This window comes from Citrobacter sp. CK191, assembly GCF_030333435.1.
Classification (GTDB): domain Bacteria; phylum Pseudomonadota; class Gammaproteobacteria; order Enterobacterales; family Enterobacteriaceae; genus Citrobacter_B; species Citrobacter_B koseri.
Genome location: NZ_JAOWFX010000033.1, coordinates 363,020 through 382,741, shown reverse-complemented (window position 1 = coordinate 382,741; position 19,722 = coordinate 363,020). Strand labels below are relative to the sequence as shown.

16 protein-coding genes and 1 other RNA gene are annotated in these 19,722 nt (G+C 54.5%); 6 read left to right on the top strand and 11 right to left on the bottom strand.

The annotated features are described in order from the left end of the window. Window positions 1-3: 3 nt before the first annotated feature. From sufS to OGV82_RS19220, 6 genes are all read right to left on the bottom strand, one after another. Entirely contained in the window at window positions 4-1,224 is a 1,221-nt protein-coding gene (sufS, locus tag OGV82_RS19245; protein WP_012132582.1) for a cysteine desulfurase SufS, read from the bottom strand. Further along, window positions 1,221-2,492 (bottom strand): Fe-S cluster assembly protein SufD, encoded by a 1,272-nt coding sequence (gene sufD, locus OGV82_RS19240; RefSeq protein ID WP_047457329.1) that lies wholly within the window; start codon window positions 2,490-2,492, stop codon window positions 1,221-1,223. The genes sufS and sufD overlap by 4 nt, the downstream gene beginning before the upstream one ends. Beyond that, window positions 2,467-3,213, bottom strand: a complete 747-nt coding sequence (gene sufC, locus OGV82_RS19235; protein WP_012132584.1) for a Fe-S cluster assembly ATPase SufC — start codon at window positions 3,211-3,213, stop codon at window positions 2,467-2,469. Before sufC ends, sufD begins: the two co-directional genes overlap by 26 nt. Window positions 3,214-3,229: 16 nt before the next feature. Beyond that, window positions 3,230-4,717, bottom strand: coding sequence for a Fe-S cluster assembly protein SufB (sufB, locus tag OGV82_RS19230; RefSeq protein ID WP_012132585.1), 1,488 nt, complete (start codon window positions 4,715-4,717; stop codon window positions 3,230-3,232). An 8-nt stretch (window positions 4,718-4,725) separates the two neighbouring features. Continuing rightward, window positions 4,726-5,094 (bottom strand): Fe-S cluster assembly scaffold SufA, encoded by a 369-nt coding sequence (sufA, locus tag OGV82_RS19225; protein WP_012132586.1) that lies wholly within the window; start codon window positions 5,092-5,094, stop codon window positions 4,726-4,728. A 562-nt stretch (window positions 5,095-5,656) separates the two neighbouring features. Next, the gene (locus OGV82_RS19220; protein ID WP_047457332.1) at window positions 5,657-6,550 is read right to left on the bottom strand and encodes a LysR family transcriptional regulator; all 894 of its coding nucleotides are present in this window, start codon (window positions 6,548-6,550) and stop codon (window positions 5,657-5,659) included. A 125-nt stretch (window positions 6,551-6,675) separates the two neighbouring features. Here OGV82_RS19220 and OGV82_RS19215 point away from each other — a divergent pair, with 125 nt between their 5' ends. Further along, window positions 6,676-7,527: a Vmh family MBL fold metallo-hydrolase gene (locus OGV82_RS19215; protein WP_047457334.1), complete on the top strand. Its 852-nt coding sequence runs from the start codon at window positions 6,676-6,678 to the stop codon at window positions 7,525-7,527. Between the two features lie 91 nt (window positions 7,528-7,618). On the opposite strand, the gene OGV82_RS19210 is transcribed toward OGV82_RS19215, so the two are convergent. The 3 genes from OGV82_RS19210 to ydiJ form a co-directional block, all read right to left on the bottom strand. Further along, window positions 7,619-7,807, bottom strand: coding sequence for a YdiH family protein (locus tag OGV82_RS19210; protein ID WP_024130379.1), 189 nt, complete (start codon window positions 7,805-7,807; stop codon window positions 7,619-7,621). Between the two features lie 99 nt (window positions 7,808-7,906). After that, window positions 7,907-8,317 carry a 1,4-dihydroxy-2-naphthoyl-CoA hydrolase gene (menI, locus tag OGV82_RS19205; RefSeq protein WP_101744285.1) on the bottom strand — a complete coding sequence of 137 codons (411 nt, stop codon included), beginning with the start codon at window positions 8,315-8,317 and terminating at the stop codon, window positions 7,907-7,909. After that, complete coding sequence (ydiJ, locus tag OGV82_RS19200; RefSeq protein WP_047457338.1) at window positions 8,314-11,370, bottom strand: D-2-hydroxyglutarate dehydrogenase YdiJ; 3,057 nt, start codon at window positions 11,368-11,370, stop codon at window positions 8,314-8,316. Before ydiJ ends, menI begins: the two co-directional genes overlap by 4 nt. 213 nt (window positions 11,371-11,583) lie before the next feature. Here ydiJ and ydiK point away from each other — a divergent pair, with 213 nt between their 5' ends. Further along, window positions 11,584-12,696 (top strand): AI-2E family transporter YdiK, encoded by a 1,113-nt coding sequence (gene ydiK / locus OGV82_RS19195; RefSeq protein ID WP_047457341.1) that lies wholly within the window; start codon window positions 11,584-11,586, stop codon window positions 12,694-12,696. 191 nt (window positions 12,697-12,887) lie between these two features. Beyond that, an RNA gene (gene rprA, locus OGV82_RS19190) (antisense sRNA RprA) lies at window positions 12,888-12,995 on the top strand. Window positions 12,996-13,134: 139 nt separating this feature from the next. Here the strand turns inward: rprA and ppsA are convergent. Further along, window positions 13,135-15,513, bottom strand: coding sequence for a phosphoenolpyruvate synthase (gene ppsA / locus OGV82_RS19185; RefSeq protein WP_012132593.1), 2,379 nt, complete (start codon window positions 15,511-15,513; stop codon window positions 13,135-13,137). Window positions 15,514-15,848: 335 nt separating this feature from the next. On the opposite strand from ppsA, the gene ppsR reads away from it, so the two are divergent. From ppsR to hemP, 3 genes are all read left to right on the top strand, one after another. Beyond that, on the top strand, window positions 15,849-16,682 hold the full coding sequence (ppsR, locus tag OGV82_RS19180; RefSeq protein WP_012132595.1) for a posphoenolpyruvate synthetase regulatory kinase/phosphorylase PpsR: 834 nt from the start codon (window positions 15,849-15,851) through the stop codon (window positions 16,680-16,682). Between the two features lie 165 nt (window positions 16,683-16,847). Next, window positions 16,848-17,894, top strand: a complete 1,047-nt coding sequence (aroH, locus tag OGV82_RS19175) for a 3-deoxy-7-phosphoheptulonate synthase AroH (RefSeq protein WP_012132596.1) — start codon at window positions 16,848-16,850, stop codon at window positions 17,892-17,894. A 153-nt stretch (window positions 17,895-18,047) separates the two neighbouring features. Further along, window positions 18,048-18,239: a hemin uptake protein HemP gene (hemP, locus tag OGV82_RS19170; protein ID WP_047457344.1), complete on the top strand. Its 192-nt coding sequence runs from the start codon at window positions 18,048-18,050 to the stop codon at window positions 18,237-18,239. Between the two features lie 3 nt (window positions 18,240-18,242). Here the strand turns inward: hemP and selO are convergent, their stop codons facing one another. After that, window positions 18,243-19,685, bottom strand: coding sequence for a protein adenylyltransferase SelO (gene selO / locus OGV82_RS19165; protein WP_047457346.1), 1,443 nt, complete (start codon window positions 19,683-19,685; stop codon window positions 18,243-18,245). Window positions 19,686-19,722 lie beyond the last annotated feature (37 nt).

The following is a 19,722-nucleotide window of genomic DNA, read 5'->3' as shown; positions in this document are numbered from 1 at the left end:
CTGTTATCCCAGTAGGCGATGAATACGTTTTAGCCCGGTTGCCAGACGATCCACTTCTTCATGGGTGTTATACATTGCTATCGACGCCCGGCACATGGCGGGAACGTTGTAATACGTCATCAGCGGCATTGCGCAGTGATGGCCGGTTCGTACGGCGATACCGTAATTGTCGAGGAAGCTGCCCACGTCATAGGCGTGGTGTTTGCCCAGATTAAAGGCGATGACCCCCAGCCGGTTAGCCGGGCCATATAGCGTCAACTCCGGCACGTCCGCCAGCTGTTCCAGCGCATAGTGCATCAGGTTTTGTTCATATTCGCTGATTTCCGCCAGCCCTAACGCGCAAACGTATTCAATGGCGGCGCCAAGGCCGATAATTCCGCCCGTGTTCGGCGTCCCCGCCTCAAAACGCCAGGGCGCTTTGGTCCAGGTCGTCCCTTCCGTCAGACTAACGGTCGCAATCATCGAACCGCCGCCTTCCCACGGCGGCATATCCTGAAGCAGTTCCTCCCGGACATACAGCACGCCGATACCGGTGGGGCCATACAGCTTATGCCCGGAGAAAACGTAAAAATCACAATCCAGCGCCTGAACATCCACCGCATGGTGCATTACCGCCTGCGCGCCATCGACCAGCACTTTCGCGCCATACTGATGCGCCAGCGCGATCATTTCAGGAAGCGGGTTTTCCGTTCCCAGCACGTTCGACACATGCGCGATAGCCAGCAATCGGGTACGCTCATCAAACAGCGACGGGAGCGTATCCAGCTGCAACGTGCCGTCTGTATTGAGCGGAATGACGCGCAGTTCCGCCCCTGTACGCGCGCACAGCATCTGCCAGGGGACGATATTGGCGTGGTGCTCCATCTCGCTGATGATGATGTTATCGCCAGCCCGAACATTCTCCGGCCCCCAGCTGTTGGCAACAAGATTGATGCCCTCTGTCGTCCCGCGCACGAACACCAGCTCTTCCGCTGAGCGGGCATTAATGAACAGCGATGCCTGTTTACGCACATTTTCCATCTTCTCGGTGGCCTGCGCGCTCAGCGTATGGATGCCCCGGTGCACCGCCGCATAGCCATGACGATAAAACTCCGCCTCAGCGTCAATCACCTGGTTGGGCTTTTGCGCACTGGCCGCGCTATCCAGATACGCCAACGGCAGCCCGTTGACTTCACGCGTCAGGACGGGAAAATCAGCCCGCACTTTTTCGATGGGAAATGTCATGCTATGCCTCCCGGCAGGCGAAGCCCTATTCGCGCCAGCACCTGTTGTTTAAGCGCGTCATCGCCGAGGGCTTCCGTCAACTCAGCGGCAAACGCGTAGAGAATCATCTGTCTGGCATCCTGCTCTCCAATCCCGCGTGAACGCAGGTAGAACATCTGCTCGTCATCAATCCGTCCTACCGTCGCCCCGTGGCTGCATTTCACGTCATCGGCGTAAATCTCCAGCTGCGGTTTGGTGTCCACCTCGGCAAGTTTACCGAGCAGCAGATTGTTATTGGTCATTTGTCCGTCGGTTTTAATGGCGTGCTGCGCCACGTTGATCAAGCCATTGAATACCGCCCGACCTTTATCGCTGACAATGGTTTTATGCAACTGACGGCTGTTGCAGTAACCCTTATTGTGCTCCAGCCACGTACGGGTATCACACACTTCGTTTTTCACCGGCATCGCCAGGCTGTTAATCCGCAACGTAGTGTTTTCACCGTTTAACTGGGTGCTGGTGTTATGTCGCAGCACGGCATCGCCCAACAGGAAGCTGTGACTGTGCGCGCTTGCATCCGCCGCCAGCAGAATGTCGTTATGGGCAAAGTGGTGGCTCACCGGGTTTTCAAACGCCAGTTTGATGTGGTGCAGATGCGCATTCGCCGCCACGTTCATGGTCAGACGCGCCCCGGTAAAGTGCCGTGCCGCGTTAAGGCTGACATAGTGTTCTATCACCGTCGCCTCTGCCCCTTCCGCCAGTTCCAGGTGGTGGCGGTAGTGCGCAGTGTTGACCTCATCGCCTTCCAGCCCCTGCGTGATGTGCATCAGCAGCAACGGCTTAGAGGGCCGCTGGTTGCGCTTAACGCTGATGTGCGTCACGCTCTGCGCCAGGCTTTCCGTCAGATGCAGGAAAACCTCCGGCTGAACCGGTGCGGCCAGCGCCTGACGTTCGTCGTTGATCGCAATGTCGAAACCGCTGGCTGTAGCGCTGTCGCTAAGCTGCGGGCTGAACTGGCCGTCAATAAACACCAGACGCACAGCGTCGATATCCAGCGCCAGCGCGTCGCGCTGTTCTTGAGTAACCTCGGCAAAACGGCTGACAAACTGGCTACTGACCAACCCTTCCAGCGGCGTGTATTTCCAGTTTTCATGCTTACGCGTCGGCAGCCCCAGGCGCAGCATCTGTTGTAAATGCTGCTGCGCGTGCGCCGAGCGGGATTCGCCCTGCGCCTCAAACAGATGGTGCCATTGTTGCAGCGCGTTACTGCTGTTCGGTAAGCCAGCCATATCCTTGCTCCTCCAGTTGTTTGACCAGAGTGAAATCGCCGGACTTCACAATCCGCCCCTGATACAGGACGTGGACGTAATCAGGTTTGATGTAGTCCAGAATACGCTGATAGTGCGTCACGATAATGAACGAACGTTTACCGTCACGCAGCGAGTTGACGCCTTCCGCGACAATTTTCAGCGCATCAATATCCAGCCCGGAGTCAGACTCATCAAGGATGCACAGTTCCGGCTCCAGCACCGCCATTTGCAGAATATCGTTACGTTTCTTCTCACCGCCGGAGAAGCCCACGTTCACCGAACGGGTCAGCAAATCTTCCGGCATCTTCAAAAGCGCGATTTTCTCTTCCATCAGATCCTGAAAATCAAAACGATCCAGCGACTCCTGACCACGATAGCTGCGCACGGCATTCAGCGCTGTTTGCAGGAAAAACTGGTTGCTGACGCCAGGAATTTCTACCGGATACTGGAACGCCATAAAGATGCCTTCGCCCGCCCGATCCTCTGGCGACAGTTCCAGTAAATCTTTGCCTTTAAATTCGACAGAGCCGCCAACCACTTCATAATCTTCACGGCCCGCCAGCGTCGCGGAGAGCGTACTCTTCCCGGAACCGTTCGGCCCCATAATGGCATGCACTTCTCCGGGTCTGACGTCGAGGTCCAGACCGCGCAGAATCGCTTTATCTTCCACACTGACCTGTAAATCTTTAATGCTTAACATGTGCTTTCCTTAATACTTAACCGACGCTGTGTTCAAGGCTGATTGCCAGCAATTTTTGCGCTTCAACGGCAAATTCCAGCGGCAGTTCAGAGAAGACGTCTTTACAGAAGCCATTAACAATCATCGAGATGGCATCCTCTTCGCTGATGCCGCGTTGCAGGCAGTAAAAGAGCTGATCTTCACCGATCCGCGACGTCGTCGCCTCGTGCTCAAGCTGGGCGCTGTTATTACGACACTCGACATACGGGAAGGTGTGCGCGCCGCAGTCCGCGCCAATCAGCATTGAGTCGCACTGGGTAAAGTTACGGGCGTTGGTTGCCGTCGGCATGATCTTCACCAGCCCGCGATAGCTGTTCTGGCTATTCCCGGCGGAGATCCCTTTTGAAATAATGGTCGATTTGGTGTTCTTACCGATGTGGATCATTTTGGTGCCGGTGTCGGCCTGCTGATGACCGCTGGTCAGCGCCACAGAGTAAAACTCACCGATGGAGTTATCGCCGCGCAGAATGCAGCTCGGGTATTTCCAGGTGATGGCCGATCCCGTTTCGGACTGCGTCCACGACATCTTGCTGTTTTCACCTTCGCACAGCGCGCGCTTGGTGACGAAGTTCAGTATCCCGCCGGTGTTGTTATCGCCGGGGAACCAGTTTTGCACGGTGGAATATTTTACTTCGGCATCTTTGTGGATGATCACCTCTACCACCGCCGCGTGCAGCTGGTAGCTGTCGCGCACTGGCGCAGAACACCCTTCGATGTAGCTGACGTAGCTGCCCTCATCCGCCACCAGAATAGTGCGTTCGAACTGCCCTGTTTTTTCCGCGTTGATTCGGAAATAGGTCGACAGCTCCATCGGGCAACGAACGCCTTTCGGCACATAAATGAAGGTGCCATCAGACGCTACCGCAGCGTTCAGCGCAGCAAAAAAGTTGTCATTACCCGGCACCACGGTGCCCAGATATTTCTTCACCAGCTCAGGGTGATCGTGAATCGCCTCGCCAAACGAACAGAAGATGATGCCCTGTTCCGCCAGCTTTTCCCGGTAGGTGGTGGCAACGGAAACGGAGTCGAAAATGGCATCCACCGCCACCTCTTTACCCTCACGTACCGGTACGCCAAGCTGTTCGAAGGCGTCTTCCACCTCTTTGCTGAGAAACGCATTCGCACCGGTTTGCTGTACTGCACCCGGTTCTGACGCGCACGTCTCATCGCAGTTACCGCACGATGGCGCAGAGTAATAACTGTAATCCTGATAATTCAGCTTATCGTAGTGCGCTTTCAGCCAGTGCGGCTCTTCCATCTCAAGCCAGGCTTTGTACGCATTAAGGCGAAACTCCAGCATCCACTCCGGCTCATTTCTCTTGGCGGAAATCGCACGCACGACCTCTTCGCTGATGCCTTTTGCCAGCTCGTCAGTCTGTAACTGGGTGAAGAAGCCTTCTTTATAATTCAGTGGACCACCGGTCCAGGTTTTGACATCGTCAGTTGCTTCAGTATTACGAGACATAGTACCGCCTATACCCCGAAGCTTTCGCCACAGCCGCATTCGTTCTGGGCTTTCGGGTTATGAAATTTAAATAACTGGTTTAATCCTTCGCGCACATAATCGACCTCTGTCCCGTCAATAAACGGCATGGCCTGAAGCGGCACGTACAACCTCGCGCCCTCCGTTTCAAATAACAGATCGTCCTTTTCCGGCTCGCTGACGGTATCCAGCACGTAACCAAATCCCGCGCACCCCGTCTGCTTCACGCCTAAACGCACGCCAAGCATGCCGGGTTGCTTCGCGACCAGGTCACGAATATGCGCCGCCGCCTCAGGCGTTAGCGTCAGACCACGCCATGCAAAATCGTCTGGATTAAATGTTCCTGAATGCAATTCCATAGGTCCACCTCGTGTAATAAGCCACCAGGGCATAACACCATGTTAGTGATAATGATTATCACTTCAACCCTCTGACAGAAGGGTCATTCGGGTTAACCGCCCTTTTTGACCACTTTTACTAAGCATAGACCTTGTTACGAGGGTTATCAGTGATGGATTATTTTATTCAATACATTGATAGATAAAGCATTTAAGAAGAGTAAACAGCGCGGCAGGTTAAAAAATTAAATATGTATCGAAAATGCCTATTTTTGAGATAGGGTTATCAATAAAAATGGGGGTCAAAAGCGGACGATGACGGTGCTAAACAATAGCTCAAACAACCGTCGGATTAGCAAATCCACTAACGTGAAAAAGAAAGAACGGAAAGAACGGAGTAATTAACAACGAACGATCGGTATTGTATGAATAACACCGATCGTTCGTTGCCCCACCCGGCGCTTATCTCCGGCACTCATTTCAGGCTTAGCTCTTGAAGGGGTGTAAGAATATTCTCATAAGTTTGCATCGCGTATTTAACAGATCTTGCTTTCTGCACAATTTTTATACGCCTTATGCTGCATCAGGAACAGGCTTCACCGTCGCGCATCGCGCCCTGCACCGCCTCAAGGAACAGGCGTAGCGCAGCGGGCTGATGCTCACGGGAAAGGTATAACCCGTATACGGCTAATTGCCGCGGTTGTAGATGGGGCAACAAACGAACCAGTTTCTCCTGCGCCAGCCCCTCTCGCGCCTCTTTTTCCGGCACCAGCGCAATCCCCATCCCTGCCAGCGCCGCTTCACACAAAAGTGAAGAGATTCCGGCGCTCAGGTTGCCCTTGATCGCAACAGAGAGCGGTTCTCCCTGCTCATCCAGAAAATGCCAGGATTTTCCAGCAAATCCGCTGTAATAGAGGCAATTGTGTTGCGCCAGCGCCTCCGGCGTCTGCGGTGTGCCATAGCGATGCAGATAGTCAGGAGACGCGCAGAGCACAGACTCACAGTCACCAAGCCGACGCGCAATTGTCCCTGGCTCAGGGTTATCGGTAATGCGTATCGCCACATCAATACGCTCCCCCACTAAACTGACAGGCTGATTATTAATCTCCACTTCAATGCGCAATTCAGGATAACGCGCTAAAAAAGCGGGCAGCATCGGGGCAAGAATATGCATCGCGGTGAAATGGGCGCAGGCGACGCGCAACGTGCCGGACGGCACCTCTCGCCCGGTCGCCCCCGCAATATCCAGGGAAAGCCGCGCCAGCGTTCGCGTTTTCATCAACGCGTCTTCTCCGGCAGGCGTGATCGTCAGGCGGCGCGACGAACGATGAATAAGTCTGGCTCCGGCCCATTTCTCCATTTCATCCAGATAACGGCTCACCATCGGCCTGGAGATCCCTAATGCGCGCGCAGCCGCGCTCAGGCTACCCAAATCGCAGATATGGTTAAACACCGTTGCCGCCATCACTCTGTCCATAACCTTCCATCCGATCGTTTTATGAAACTCAGCATGTCCTGATAGGGGAATTTTAACAGATCGAGATTTGCTTAAAATAAGCCACGTAAATAAATCAACATCATCTGCCGATAAGGTCACTCAGAATGAAAATCAAAACGCTGGCACTTCTGCTGTCGCTGACTAGCGCGCCATTGTTCGCCGCCCCGCTGCAACTCGACGTTTATAATCCGCAGGAAAACGCGATTTTCCCGGTCTCTTCCACGCTGGTCTCTGGCCCTAAAGAAGCCATTTTATTCGACGCGCAGTTCAGTACCAAAGACGGGGAAAAGCTGGTCGAGATGATTAAAAAGAGCGGCAAGTCGCTGAAAGCCATCGTGATTACCTCCGGCGATCCAGATTTCTATTTTGGTCTGGAACCGATTGTAAAAGCCTTCCCGAACGTGAAAGTTCTGGCGACGCCGCATGTGGTGGAACACATTCGCGCAACGAAAGACGCCAAACTGCAATACTGGGGCCCGCAAATGAAAGATGGCGCGCCAGCGGCGCTCACCATCCCGCAGGCAACCACCGAGACACAATTTACGATTGATGGGGAAACGCTGGAACTGCGCCACCCGAACGATTACGCCGCTTACGTCTGGGTCCCGGCGAACCGCGCAATACTTGGCGGAACGGGAATCGCATCCGGTATCCATGTCTGGACGGCGGATACCCAGTCTCCTGAGCAGCGTGCGGCCTGGCGTCATGTGTTGACCGAGATGCACAGTTTGCAGCCGACCCAGGTGATTCCGGGTCACTATATCGGTGAACATCCAGCAGGCGACGCCGCTATACGCTTCACGCAGGATTATCTGCAATCCTTTGAGCAAGCGCTTGAGGCGAAAAAAGGGTCAGAGTATGTCATCAAAACGATGACAGCCGCCTGGCCTGGCCTCACTGACGAAAGTTCCCTGACGCTGAGCGCGAAAGTGAATACCGGTGAAATGAAGTGGTAAACCGCCGCCCATAGCCCAAAAAATAACCCCGGCAGAGCGTGTCGGGGTTTTCTGTTGGTGTTAATTCACCGAGCGATAAAACAGTGCGGAATCAATGAACGCCCAGACGCCAGGCAAAGTAAATCTCTTCTTTTAGCTCAGAGGAAGAGAGCGTGAGTAAATCGGCAAATTCCAGCTCTAATTGTTTTAAGCGCTTCAAATACTGGGCTGGAGAAAGCTCGGTTTTATCACGGCGTAAAAATTCAATTGCCAGTTGGGTTGGGTCTAAATCGGTAGACATATCATCCTCGCTTATGTTCAAAACGTGCACAGTATAACACTTTTTTCTGCACACATTTTAACCAAAAGCAGTCTGCAATAAAGATATTTTGTGACAACGTCACACAACGGTGGTTGTCAGACGTGAAGAACAGCACAGCCGTCCCTGCTCATCAAAAATATCGATCTGCCAGACCTGATGACGAGAGCCGGTATGCAGCGCTTTGCACACCCCTCTGACGCGCCCTTCACGCGCTGAGCGAACGTGGTTGGCATTCACCTCCAGCCCCACGACTTTCTGTTCGCCCTGCGTGCACAGATAGCCCGCAACCGAGCCGATACTTTCAGCCAGCACAACGGACGCGCCGCCGTGTAGCAGACCAAAAGGTTGCTTTGTACGGCTATCCACCGGCATCGTTGCTTCCAGCGTATCGTCGCTAATATGCTCAAAGCGAATATCCAGTAGCCCCACCATGTTCCCTTCGCCCAGAGCGTTCAGCGCTTCGAGCGTGACTTTACGTTTCCAGATCATCCAATAATCTCCAGTAGTGCCTGTAACGGATGGCGAACCCCGGTGCCTTCAACGCGTTTTACCTGGCTGCGGCAAGAGTAACCGGTCGCCAGGCAGCGATTGCGCGGCAGTCGCGCCATCGCCTGTTGCCACGACAGCGCATAGATCCCCAGCGAATTTTCATGATTTTTCACTTCATGGCCGTAAGTACCCGCCATGCCGCAGCAGCCTACGCTGACGCTCTCCAGCTTCGCCCCTAAGCGCGCAAAAATGGCCGCCCACTGCGCCGGTGCGCCAGGCAATGCCGTCACTTCGGTACAATGCCCAAAGAAATACCAGGGCTCACCGCTCACGGCAAGAGGCTGTCGGGACGCCAGCACCGTCGGCAGCCACTCATTCACCAGCTGTACGTGGAAATCACCACGCTGTTCGCCGAGGGTTTGTTTGTATTCATCACGATAGCAAAGCACCAGCGCCGGGTCGACACCGACCATCGGGATACGCAACTGCGCCACCCGATTGAGAAATTCGGCCGTTTTCTTCGCCGTCTTCGCAAATCGGTTAAGGAACCCTTTGATGTGCTGAGCCTTGCCATTTGGCGAGAACGGCAGCAATACAGGCTGAATGCCGAGCTTTTCCACCAGCCGGATAAAATCCGCCACCACCTGCGCATCGTAGTAACTGGTAAACGGGTCCTGCACCACCAGCACCGTACGTTCTTTTTGCTCCTGGCTCAGGAGTTCAAGCTGTTCCAGCGTCATATTGGCGGAACGGTGCCCGACCATTTGCTGTTGCAGCGACGGCGTCGAAAGTAGCGGCAAATCCACCATGCCGATATGTTTCTTCGCGAGGTTTCGCACCAACGGCTGATTGAGAAAGAAGTTAAAGGTTTTCGGCGCCCGCGCCATTAATGGCGCATAGCTTTCGACCGTCGCCACCATATGATCGCGCAGCGGACGCAGGTAGCGCGTGTGGTAAAGCGCCAGGAAGCGTGAGCGGAACTCCGGCACGTCTATTTTAATCGGACATTGTGTCGAGCAGGCTTTGCACGCCAGGCAACCCGACATCGCCTCCTTCACCTCATGGGAGAAATCATATTCGCCTTTACGAGCGTGCCAGCTGTTGCGGGTACGGGCAATTAACGTCCGCAGACTGGCGCGTTTTTCCGGCAGATCTTTTTCCAGCTGTAGCGGATCAACCCCACGGTCGGCCAGCAGGCGCAACCATTCACGCACCAGCGTCGCACGCCCTTTGGGAGAGTGAATGCGATTCAGGCTGATTTTCATTGACGGGCACATCGGACTTTTGGCGTCAAAGTTGAAGCACAGGCCATTGCCGTTACACTCCATCGCCCCGCGCCAGACCTGACGCACCGCCAGTGGAATCTGCCGATCGTAAGTACCGCGTTTCACCGCATCGACCTTCATCATCGGCGCATCAATGCCTTCCGGCGGACAAATTTTTCCGGGGTTCAGGCGGTTTTGCGGGTCGAACGCCGCCTTCACTTTGCGTAGTTCGCCATAAAGCTGCTCGCCAAAAAACGCCGGGCTATATTCAGCGCGAAAACCTTTGCCGTGCTCGCCCCACAGCAGACCGCCATATTTCGCGGTGAGCGCCACCACATCATCGGAAAGACTCTTCATCAGAATTTCCTGTTGCGGATCGCACATATCCAGCGCGGGTCTGACGTGCAGCACCCCGGCATCAACATGCCCGAACATGCCATAACTTAAGCCATGACCGTCGAGCAACGCGCGGAATTCAGCAATATAGTCGGCCAGATGCTCCGGCGGCACGCAGGTATCTTCCGCAAACGGAATCGGTTTGGCCGCGCCTTTGGCATTACCCAACAGACCAACCGCTTTTTTCCGCATGGCATAGATACGCTCCACGCCCGCCAGCTCCGCGCACAGCTGCCAGCCGATCACTCCGGCTTCCTGGCGAGCAATCAGCTCATCCAGGCGCTGGCACAACGCGCTCACCTGAGCATCAATAGCCGCTTCGTCATCCCCGGCGAACTCGACGATGTTCAGGCCCAGCATCTCTTTATCAGGCACATCAGTAATCAGCTCACTGACGGAATGCCAGACGATGTCCTCCCGCGCCAGATTAAGCACTTTAGAATCGACGGTTTCCACCGAGAGCGCCCGCGCCTCGACCATAAAGGGCGCGTTACGCAACGCGGAATCAAAAGAGTCATATTTGACGTTCACCAGACGGCGAACTTTAGGCAGTGGAGTAATATCCAGACGCGCTTCCGTGATAAACGCCAGCGTGCCTTCAGAACCGGTCAGCACGCGCGTTAAGTCGAACTCCGTCATCTCATCGTTAAAGACATGGCGTAAGTCGTAGCCCGTTAAGAAGCGGTTGAGTCTGGGAAACTTATCAATAATCAGCTGTCGGTTTTCCCGACAACGCTGGTATACGGTGTTATAGATGCGACCGATCGCGGTGTTGCTTTTACCAAGCGTTTCCGCAAGTTCGACCGGCATTGCCTGGGTATCCAGAATATCGCCCCCCAGCAATACCGCGCGAACGCCCAGCACATGATCGGATGTCTTACCGTAAACTAACGACCCCTGACCGGACGCATCGGTATTGATCATGCCCCCGAGGGTCGCACGGTTGCTGGTCGAAAGCTCCGGGGCAAAGAAGTAGCCATACGGCTTCAGATACTGATTGAGTTGATCTTTGATCACCCCGGCTTCGACCCGCACCCAGCCCTCTTCCGGGTTAATTTCAATAATGCGGCTCATATAGCGGGACATATCAACGATAATGCCCTGGTTCAGCGCCTGACCATTGGTGCCGGTGCCGCCGCCGCGCGGGGTAAAAATCAATGAGGCGAAGCGCGACTCTGCCGCCAGACGGGCGATAAGCGCCACATCCGCCGTTGAACGCGGGAAAACCACAGCATCAGGAAGAAGCTGATAGATACTGTTATCTGTCGACATTGTCAGACGATCGGCGTAATTCGTTGCCGTATCGCCGGTAAACCCTTGCTGCTCCAGCGCCTGCAAAAAATTGAGCACCAGCTGAACGACGCCAGGTGCCTGAGAAATCTGTGGAATCATTATAGTGACCCTTTCCTGCGGTCTGTATTGTGAATTTAATCGTTTGCGTGTTGCTCTGTTTGTTGTATCACATTTTTTTCTTACACGCCCAGCAGAATTACAGGCAGAATCCGCCTGTTAAAAACCGCTGAAATTGCTCATCATTATGGGGTAAGGTTCGCGTGTTCGCGTCGCGTCAACGTTCTGACGCACAGAAAAGGTGAAAAGGTATTTATGGTAAATCTTCGTCAGCCCAGGGATATCGCGCAAGTGCTGCTGTCGGTGCTGTTTTTAGCCATCATGATCGTGGCCTGCTTGTGGATTGTGCGTCCCTTTGTCCTTGGTTTTGCATGGGCGGGTACGATCGTTATTGCGACCTGGCCCGTTTTGTTACGTTTACAGAAAATACTCTGGGGCCGCCGTTCTCTGGCCGTTCTGGTTATGACGCTGTTGTTGGTTCTGCTGTTCATTATTCCCATCGCCCTGCTGGTCAACAGCATCGTGGACGGTAGCGGCCCGCTCATCCACGCCGTCACCGCCGGCGACATGACGTTGCCCGACCTGGCCTGGTTAAACAGTATTCCGCTGATTGGCGCCAAATTGTATGCCGGGTGGCACAACCTGCTGGATATGGGCGGCACGGCGATCATGGCGAAAGTGCGTCCTTATATTGGCACCACCACGACCTGGTTTGTGGGTCAGGCCGCGCATATCGGTCGCTTTATGATGCACTGTGGTCTGATGCTGCTGTTCAGCGCCCTGCTGTACTGGCGCGGCGAACAGGTGGCATTGGGCATCCGCCACTTTGCCAGTCGTCTGGCCGCGAAACGCGGCGATGCCGCCGTGCTGCTGGCGGCCCAGGCCATCCGCGCCGTTGCATTGGGTGTGGTTGTCACCGCGCTGGTTCAGGCAATTCTCGGCGGGATTGGCCTCGCCATTTCCGGCGTGCCTTACGCAACGCTGCTGACGGTCGTCATGATCCTCTCCTGCCTGGTGCAACTGGGGCCGTTACCGGTGTTAATCCCGGCAATCATTTGGCTGTACTGGACGGGCGATACGACCTGGGGCACGGTGCTGCTGGTGTGGAGCTGCGTGGTCGGTACGCTGGATAACGTGATTCGCCCGGTATTGATTCGTATGGGCGCTGACCTGCCGCTGATCCTGATTCTCTCTGGCGTTATCGGCGGGCTGATTGCCTTTGGAATGATCGGTCTGTTTATCGGTCCGGTATTGCTGGCGGTTTCCTGGCGTCTGTTCTCCGCATGGGTGCATGAAGTGCCCGCGCCGGGAAACGACCCTGACGAACTCCTCGAAGAACTGGGGGAGATTGAGGACAGCCATAAATAAACCCCATCGGCCGATCGACGCATTCGGTCGGCCGATACTTTAGCATTGCTCATCAATTAGCATCCTGACCAACCTGCCTTATGGCGTAATCCTCCTTACGTAATTCATTTACGTCGCAAATTCTTCATAGTTTTTAAACTATTGGGACGAATCTGATCGACGCAAAAAATCTCCACGCCTACTATTAGGGCACGGTTATAAATCAACGCCTTGATTTATAAGCATGGAAATCCCCTGAGTGAAACAACGAATTGCTGTGTGTAGTCTTTGCCCATCTCCCACGATGGGCCTTTTTTTAAGTGCCTGCCCTCACACCCCTTTTCTCCACCGCCAACAATTCTGATATGCCCACGCATAACGTCGGGCGGGATAGCGCGCATCGCAAAAAAACGGCTCCTTTTTACGGGAGCCGTTGCGGATTAGGATCAGCGCTGACGCTTATTTTTTCAGTTCAGCCAGACTCAACCAGGTCTGTACGACGGTGTCCGGGTTCAGCGACAGGCTGTCGATTCCCTCTTCCATCAGCCAGGCGGCGAAGTCCTCGTGATCGGACGGCCCCTGACCACAGATGCCGACATATTTGCCTTGTTTCTTCGCCGCGCGGATCGCCATCGACAGCAGCGCTTTCACCGCCTCGTTGCGCTCATCGAACAGTTCAGAAACCACGCCGGAGTCGCGATCCAGACCCAGCGCCAGCTGCGTCATGTCGTTAGAACCAATCGAGAAGCCGTCAAAATGCTCCAGGAATTGTTCAGCCAGCAGGGCATTGGACGGAATTTCACACATCATGATGATCTTCAGCCCGTTCTCACCCCGCTTCAGCCCCTGACGCGCCAGCTCGTCAACTACCGCTTTCGCCTGCTCAACGGTACGTACGAACGGGATCATGATCTCCACGTTGGTCAGTCCCATATCGTTGCGCACGCGTTTCACCGCTTCACATTCCAGCGCGAAGCAATCACGGAAGCTGTCAGAGACATAGCGACCGGCGCCACGGAAGCCCAGCATCGGGTTCTCTTCATCGGGTTCGTAACGCTCGCCGCCCACCAGGTTGGCGTATTCGTTCGATTTGAAATCCGACAGGCGCACGATAACGCGTTTCGGATAAAATGCCGCGCCCAGCGTCGCAATGCCCTCTGTCAGACGACCGACATAGAACTCACGCGGTGAATCGAAGCCTTTCATCATCTCGCGGATTTCGTTTTGCAGTTTCGCGTCCTGGTCATCAAATTCCAGCAGTGCGCGAGGGTGCACGCCAATCATTCGGTTGATAATAAATTCGAGACGCGCCAGGCCAACGCCTTCATTCGGCAGGCAGGCGAAGTCAAAGGCGCGATCCGGGTTACCGACGTTCATCATGACTTTCAACGGCAGATCGGGCATGGTGTCCACGCTTGAACTTTTGACGCTGAAGTCGAGCAGGTCAGCATAGACATAGCCGGTATCGCCTTCGGCGCAAGAAACGGTGACGTTTTCATCATCCTTCATGCGTTCCGTCGCGTCGCCGCAGCCGACAACCGCCGGAATCCCCAGCTCACGGGCAATAATGGCCGCGTGGCAGGTACGACCGCCACGGTTGGTCACGATGGCCGCCGCTTTCTTCATGATCGGTTCCCAGTCCGGGTCGGTCATGTCAGTCACCAGCACGTCGCCAGGCTGGATACGGTTCATTTCGCTAATGTCGTGGATGACTTTAACCGCCCCCGCGCCAATGCGATGTCCGATGGCGCGGCCTTCCGCGACCACTTTCCCCTGCGCATGCAGCGTGTAGCGCTCCATTACCTGACCACGAGAACGGACGGTTTCCGGGCGGGCCTGTACAATAAACAGTTTGCCGGTATGGCCGTCTTTCGCCCATTCGATATCCATCGGGCGACCGTAGTGTTTCTCAATCTGTACGGCCTGTTTCGCCAGTTCCTGCACTTCTTCGTTGGTCAGCGAGAAGATGTCGCGCTGTTCCTGCGGCACATCTTCAATTTTGACCTGCTTGCCGTGCTCCTGGGTTGGCGCGTAAACCATTCGGATTTTTTTCGACCCCATCGTGCGACGAACGATCGCCGGGCGATTCGCCGCCAGCGTCGGTTTATGCACGTAGAATTCATCCGGGTTGACTGCGCCCTGCACTACCATCTCGCCCAGACCCCAGGCTGAAGTGATAAACACCACCTGATCGAAACCGGACTCGGTATCAATAGAGAACATAACCCCGGACGAGGCCAGGTCGGAGCGCACCATCCGCTGTACGCCAGCGGAGAGCGCGACGCCGCGATGGTCATACCCCTGGTGAACGCGATAAGAGATAGCGCGGTCATTAAACAGCGAGGCAAAAACATGTTTCACCGCCACCAGCACCGCATCGAAACCCTGCACGTTGAGGAAGGTTTCCTGCTGGCCGGCGAAAGAGGCATCCGGCATGTCTTCAGCCGTTGCGGACGAGCGCACGGCGAAAGACGCCTGCGCATCATCCGCAGAGAGCTGTGCATAGGCATCGCGAATAGCGTTTTCCAGCTCTGGCTGGAAAGGAGTGTCGATAATCCACTGGCGGATCTGCGCGCCGGCCTTCGCCAGCGCGGTGACATCGTCAATATCCGTTTGATCCAGCAGTTCATAAATACGCTGGTTTACGCCGCTTTGATCCAGAAACTGGTTAAACGCATCGGCGGTCGTTGCAAAACCATTCGGTACGGAAACACCCATACCGGAAAGGTTAGTAATCATTTCACCCAGGGAGGCATTTTTGCCCCCAACTCTGTCTACATCATTCATGCCGAGTTGGTTATACCAAAGCACCAGCGGTGACGAGCCATTGTTGGACATCGAACAATCCTTTTGTGATAAATGAACGAGTTTAGAAACTACATTATTGCGTATTTATCTTTGCATATTTAAACCCCTGAAAAAAACGGTGAATCGTTCAAGCAGATTTATTTTTTATTTTTTCAGATTGTTTACGCATTTGCGCAAACCCACGGGCGACGGGCGATCTCCCCAAAAACTGTCGGTATAAACATAAGTTCCGAAAAATGAAATGCACTTTTCACTTAATATAAAAATAGCGTTTCATTTTATGAAATAAGCATCGTGATATACGCTTCTGGCAAATTTTAATTTATGCTTTCAGATAATTATGTTTGCTCCTCAGGATAAACAAAATGGATAATGTTGTTGATCGCCATGTTTTTTATATTTCCGATGGTACGGCCATCACCGCCGAGGTTTTGGGTCATGCGGTGATGTCGCAATTCCCTGTGACCATCAGCAGCATTACGCTGCCGTTCGTTGAAAACGAGAGTCGCGCCAGGGCCGTGAAAGATCAGATCGACGCGATTTATCAGCAAACTGGCGTGCGTCCGCTGGTGTTCTATTCGATTGTTCTGCCGGAAATTCGCGCCATCATCTTACAAAGCGAAGGGTTCTGTCAGGACATCGTGCAGGCGCTGGTGGCGCCGCTACAGCAGGAAATGAAGCTCGACCCAACGCCAATCGCGCATCGCACCCACGGGCTTAACCCCGGCAACCTCAACAAGTATGACGCGCGTATCGCGGCAATCGACTATACCCTTGCGCACGACGATGGGATCTCCTTGCGCAATCTGGATCAGGCGCAGGTGATCCTGCTGGGGGTTTCACGCTGCGGAAAAACGCCGACCAGCCTCTATCTGGCGATGCAGTTTGGCATCCGGGCGGCGAACTACCCCTTTATTGCTGACGATATGGATAACCTGGTGTTGCCCACGTCGCTTAAACCGCTACAGCATAAGCTTTTTGGCCTGACCATTGACCCGGAACGTCTGGCGGCAATCCGCGAGGAACGCCGTGAAAACAGCCGCTACGCATCGCTACGCCAGTGCCGGATGGAGGTTGCGGAAGTTGAAGCGCTCTACCGTAAAAATCAGATCCCTTGCCTGAACAGTACTAACTATTCGGTAGAAGAAATTGCCACCAAGATTCTCGACATCATGGGGCTGAATCGTCGAATGTACTAACAAACTAGTGCAAGAGTTCAATTTTTTGCTATCATGCCGCTCTGCTTGCGAGGTGTGAAACGCCTCGCATTTGAAATCAGCAGGTGAAGGTTGAAGTGTGTTATTGTGATGCCCATCACTTCCCGGTAGTCCTGCCGTTGAAGCAACAAATTTCTGAGACTTGTAATGAACAGAACCGACGAACTGCGTACCGCGCGTATTGACAGCCTGGTCACCCCTGCTGAGCTAGCGCTACGTCATCCTGTATCATCCTCCGTCGCCAGCCACGTTACTGACTCCCGACGCCGGATTGAAAAAATATTAAATGGTGAAGATCGCCGCCTGCTGGTGATCATCGGCCCCTGCTCGATTCACGATCTGGACGCTGCGATGGAATACGCAACGCGCTTGCAAACGTTGCGCAACACGCATCAGGCGCGTCTGGAAATCGTTATGCGCACCTATTTTGAAAAACCGCGCACGGTTGTGGGCTGGAAAGGCCTCATCTCCGATCCCGATTTAAATGGCAGTTACCGCGTAAATCATGGCCTCGAACTGGCGCGCAAGTTGCTGTTGCAGGTCAATGAGCTGGGAGTCCCCACCGCCACCGAATTTCTCGACATGGTCACCGGCCAGTTTATTGCCGATTTGATCAGCTGGGGCGCCATTGGCGCGCGCACGACGGAAAGCCAGATTCACCGTGAAATGGCTTCCGCGCTCTCCTGCCCGGTTGGGTTTAAAAACGGGACCGATGGCAACACGCGCATCGCCGTTGATGCGATTCGCGCGTCGCGCGCCAGCCATATGTTCCTCTCGCCGGATAAAACTGGCCAGATGACGATTTATCAGACCAGCGGGAACCCGTACGGCCATATCATCATGCGCGGCGGTAAAAAACCGAATTACCACGCGGAAGACATCGCTGCCGCCTGCGATACGCTGCATGAGTTTGGTCTGCCGGAACACCTGGTGGTGGACTTCAGCCACGGTAACTGCCAGAAGCAGCATCGCCGCCAGTTAGAAGTTTGTGATGATATCTGCCAGCAAATCCGTAACGGTTCTACCGCGATTGCCGGGATCATGGCCGAAAGTTTCTTGCGTGAAGGTACGCAGAAAATCGTCAGCGGTCAGCCGCTGGTGTACGGTCAGTCCATTACCGACCCTTGCCTGAACTGGGAAGATACTGAATTACTGTTAGAAAAACTTGCCTCAGCGGTTGATAGCCGTTTTTGACATCATGCCCATCCTCGCGGGGATGGGCGCGCTTCTTTCCCCTCCACGCATTCCCCACTCGCCTGATTTGCTACCAGAATTAACACTTGCTGTCGCTATACACAATATTGATAATAATAATCATTGTTAAACTGATTATTATTAATTAGCGATATGCCACATATGGACGACATTGAGTTACTTCATTTTAAGGAAAGAGACAGCGTGCCCCCTTCCCCTGCTGCCGAGCGGCGTATCAGCAGCCAGACATTGCTAGGCCCTGAAGGCAAAGTCATCATCGATCATGACGGCCAGGAATACCTGCTGCGCAAGACGCAGGCAGGTAAGTTGCTGTTGACCAAGTAGCAATCAGCTTGAGCAACTGACTTCCAGCCGTTTACCCCAGTCCGGCGGACGGCTGACATAATCGTCATCTCTGTCGGTAAAGGGGTCGCGCAGAACCTGATGCAGTTGATGTAATTCGCCCATATCCCCCTGCTCAGCGCTGGCTATCGCGCGTTGCGCCAGCCAGTTGCGCAGCACCACCGCAGGATTCACGCCCTGCATGTGCTGTTGACGCGTTGCGTCATCCATCTGCTCCTGCTGTAAACGTGCCCGGTAACGGCTGAACCACCCGTCAAAGGCCGCGCGATCGATAAATTCGTCACGCAGCGGCGATGCCGCGCTCTGTTGCTCAGTCTGACTCAACATACGGAACGTTCGGCTATAATCGCTGCCTTCGCGCGCCATCAGGGCAAAAAGCTCGTTGAGAAGCGCGTTGTCCTCTTTTTGTTCGGTAAAGAAGCCCAGTTTTTGCCGCATGCGCTGCCCGTAGCGCGTGAGCAGCGCCAGCTGATAGCCATCCAGCGCATCATTCAGCGTATCGACCGGCATAAACGGCGACAGGGTTTGCGCCAGGCGTTGCAGATTCCACAATCCGACAGCCGGTTGATTATCGAAGCTATAGCGCCCCTGGTGATCGGAGTGGTTACAGATAAACCCTGGCTGATAATCATCCAGGAAACCGAAAGGACCATAATCTATCGTCAGCCCCAGTACAGACATGTTATCGGTGTTCATCACGCCATGCGCAAAACCTACCGTTTGCCAGTCAGCAATCAACCTCGCCGTGCGCGCCACAACGTCCCGGAACCAGAGCGCATACTTGTCCTCTTCCGCCTGAAATTGCGGCCAGTAATGGCGAATCGCAAAATCGGCCAGCTGACGGACTTTATCCGGCTCACGTCGATAGTAAAAATGTTCGAAATGACCGAAACGCATATGGCTTTGCGCCAGACGCATGAGCATCGCGCCGGATTCAACCGTTTCCCTGTAAACAGGCGTGTCGCTAGTGACAATAGACAGCGCCCGCGTTGTGGGGATGCCAAGATAGTGCATCGCCTCGCTGGCCAGACTTTCACGGATCGTTGAGCGCAGCACTGCTCGCCCGTCGCCCATGCGGGAGTATGGCGTTAGTCCGGCGCCTTTCAGGTGCCAGTCAAGCGTACTGCCGTCCGCCAGCAGTTGTTCGCCTAACAGAATACCGCGTCCATCACCGAGCTGGCCGGCCCAGACGCCAAACTGATGGCCGCTATAAACCTGAGCCAGAGGCGACATGCCGGGCAGTAATGACTCGCCGCCCCATACGCCTGCGCCGTTTTCCATAGCAAACAACGAAGGTGGTATCGCCAGCTGCTGCGCCAGCGCATCGTTATGCCAAATCAGGCGGGCATGACTCAGAGGAGTTGGAGAAAGTGCTGTATATGTGGCTGGCAGTTCGTCACGCCAGCGGGATGTAAAAGACAGGGTCATAGAGCCTCCTGCCTGTAGTGTAGACGGTTAATACCCG

Coding starts and splice junctions, on each gene's coding strand:
- sufS (WP_012132582.1), bottom strand. CDS start 1,224: ATGACATTTCCCATCGAAAAAGTGCGGGCTGATTTTCCCGTCCTGACG.
- sufD (WP_047457329.1), bottom strand. CDS start 2,492: ATGGCTGGCTTACCGAACAGCAGTAACGCGCTGCAACAATGGCACCAT.
- sufC (WP_012132584.1), bottom strand. CDS start 3,213: ATGTTAAGCATTAAAGATTTACAGGTCAGTGTGGAAGATAAAGCGATT.
- sufB (WP_012132585.1), bottom strand. CDS start 4,717: ATGTCTCGTAATACTGAAGCAACTGACGATGTCAAAACCTGGACCGGT.
- sufA (WP_012132586.1), bottom strand. CDS start 5,094: ATGGAATTGCATTCAGGAACATTTAATCCAGACGATTTTGCATGGCGT.
- OGV82_RS19220 (WP_047457332.1), bottom strand. CDS start 6,550: ATGGACAGAGTGATGGCGGCAACGGTGTTTAACCATATCTGCGATTTG.
- OGV82_RS19215 (WP_047457334.1), top strand. CDS start 6,676: ATGAAAATCAAAACGCTGGCACTTCTGCTGTCGCTGACTAGCGCGCCA.
- OGV82_RS19210 (WP_024130379.1), bottom strand. CDS start 7,807: ATGTCTACCGATTTAGACCCAACCCAACTGGCAATTGAATTTTTACGC.
- menI (WP_101744285.1), bottom strand. CDS start 8,317: ATGATCTGGAAACGTAAAGTCACGCTCGAAGCGCTGAACGCTCTGGGC.
- ydiJ (WP_047457338.1), bottom strand. CDS start 11,370: ATGATTCCACAGATTTCTCAGGCACCTGGCGTCGTTCAGCTGGTGCTC.
- ydiK (WP_047457341.1), top strand. CDS start 11,584: ATGGTAAATCTTCGTCAGCCCAGGGATATCGCGCAAGTGCTGCTGTCG.
- ppsA (WP_012132593.1), bottom strand. CDS start 15,513: ATGTCCAACAATGGCTCGTCACCGCTGGTGCTTTGGTATAACCAACTC.
- ppsR (WP_012132595.1), top strand. CDS start 15,849: ATGGATAATGTTGTTGATCGCCATGTTTTTTATATTTCCGATGGTACG.
- aroH (WP_012132596.1), top strand. CDS start 16,848: ATGAACAGAACCGACGAACTGCGTACCGCGCGTATTGACAGCCTGGTC.
- hemP (WP_047457344.1), top strand. CDS start 18,048: ATGCCACATATGGACGACATTGAGTTACTTCATTTTAAGGAAAGAGAC.
- selO (WP_047457346.1), bottom strand. CDS start 19,685: ATGACCCTGTCTTTTACATCCCGCTGGCGTGACGAACTGCCAGCCACA.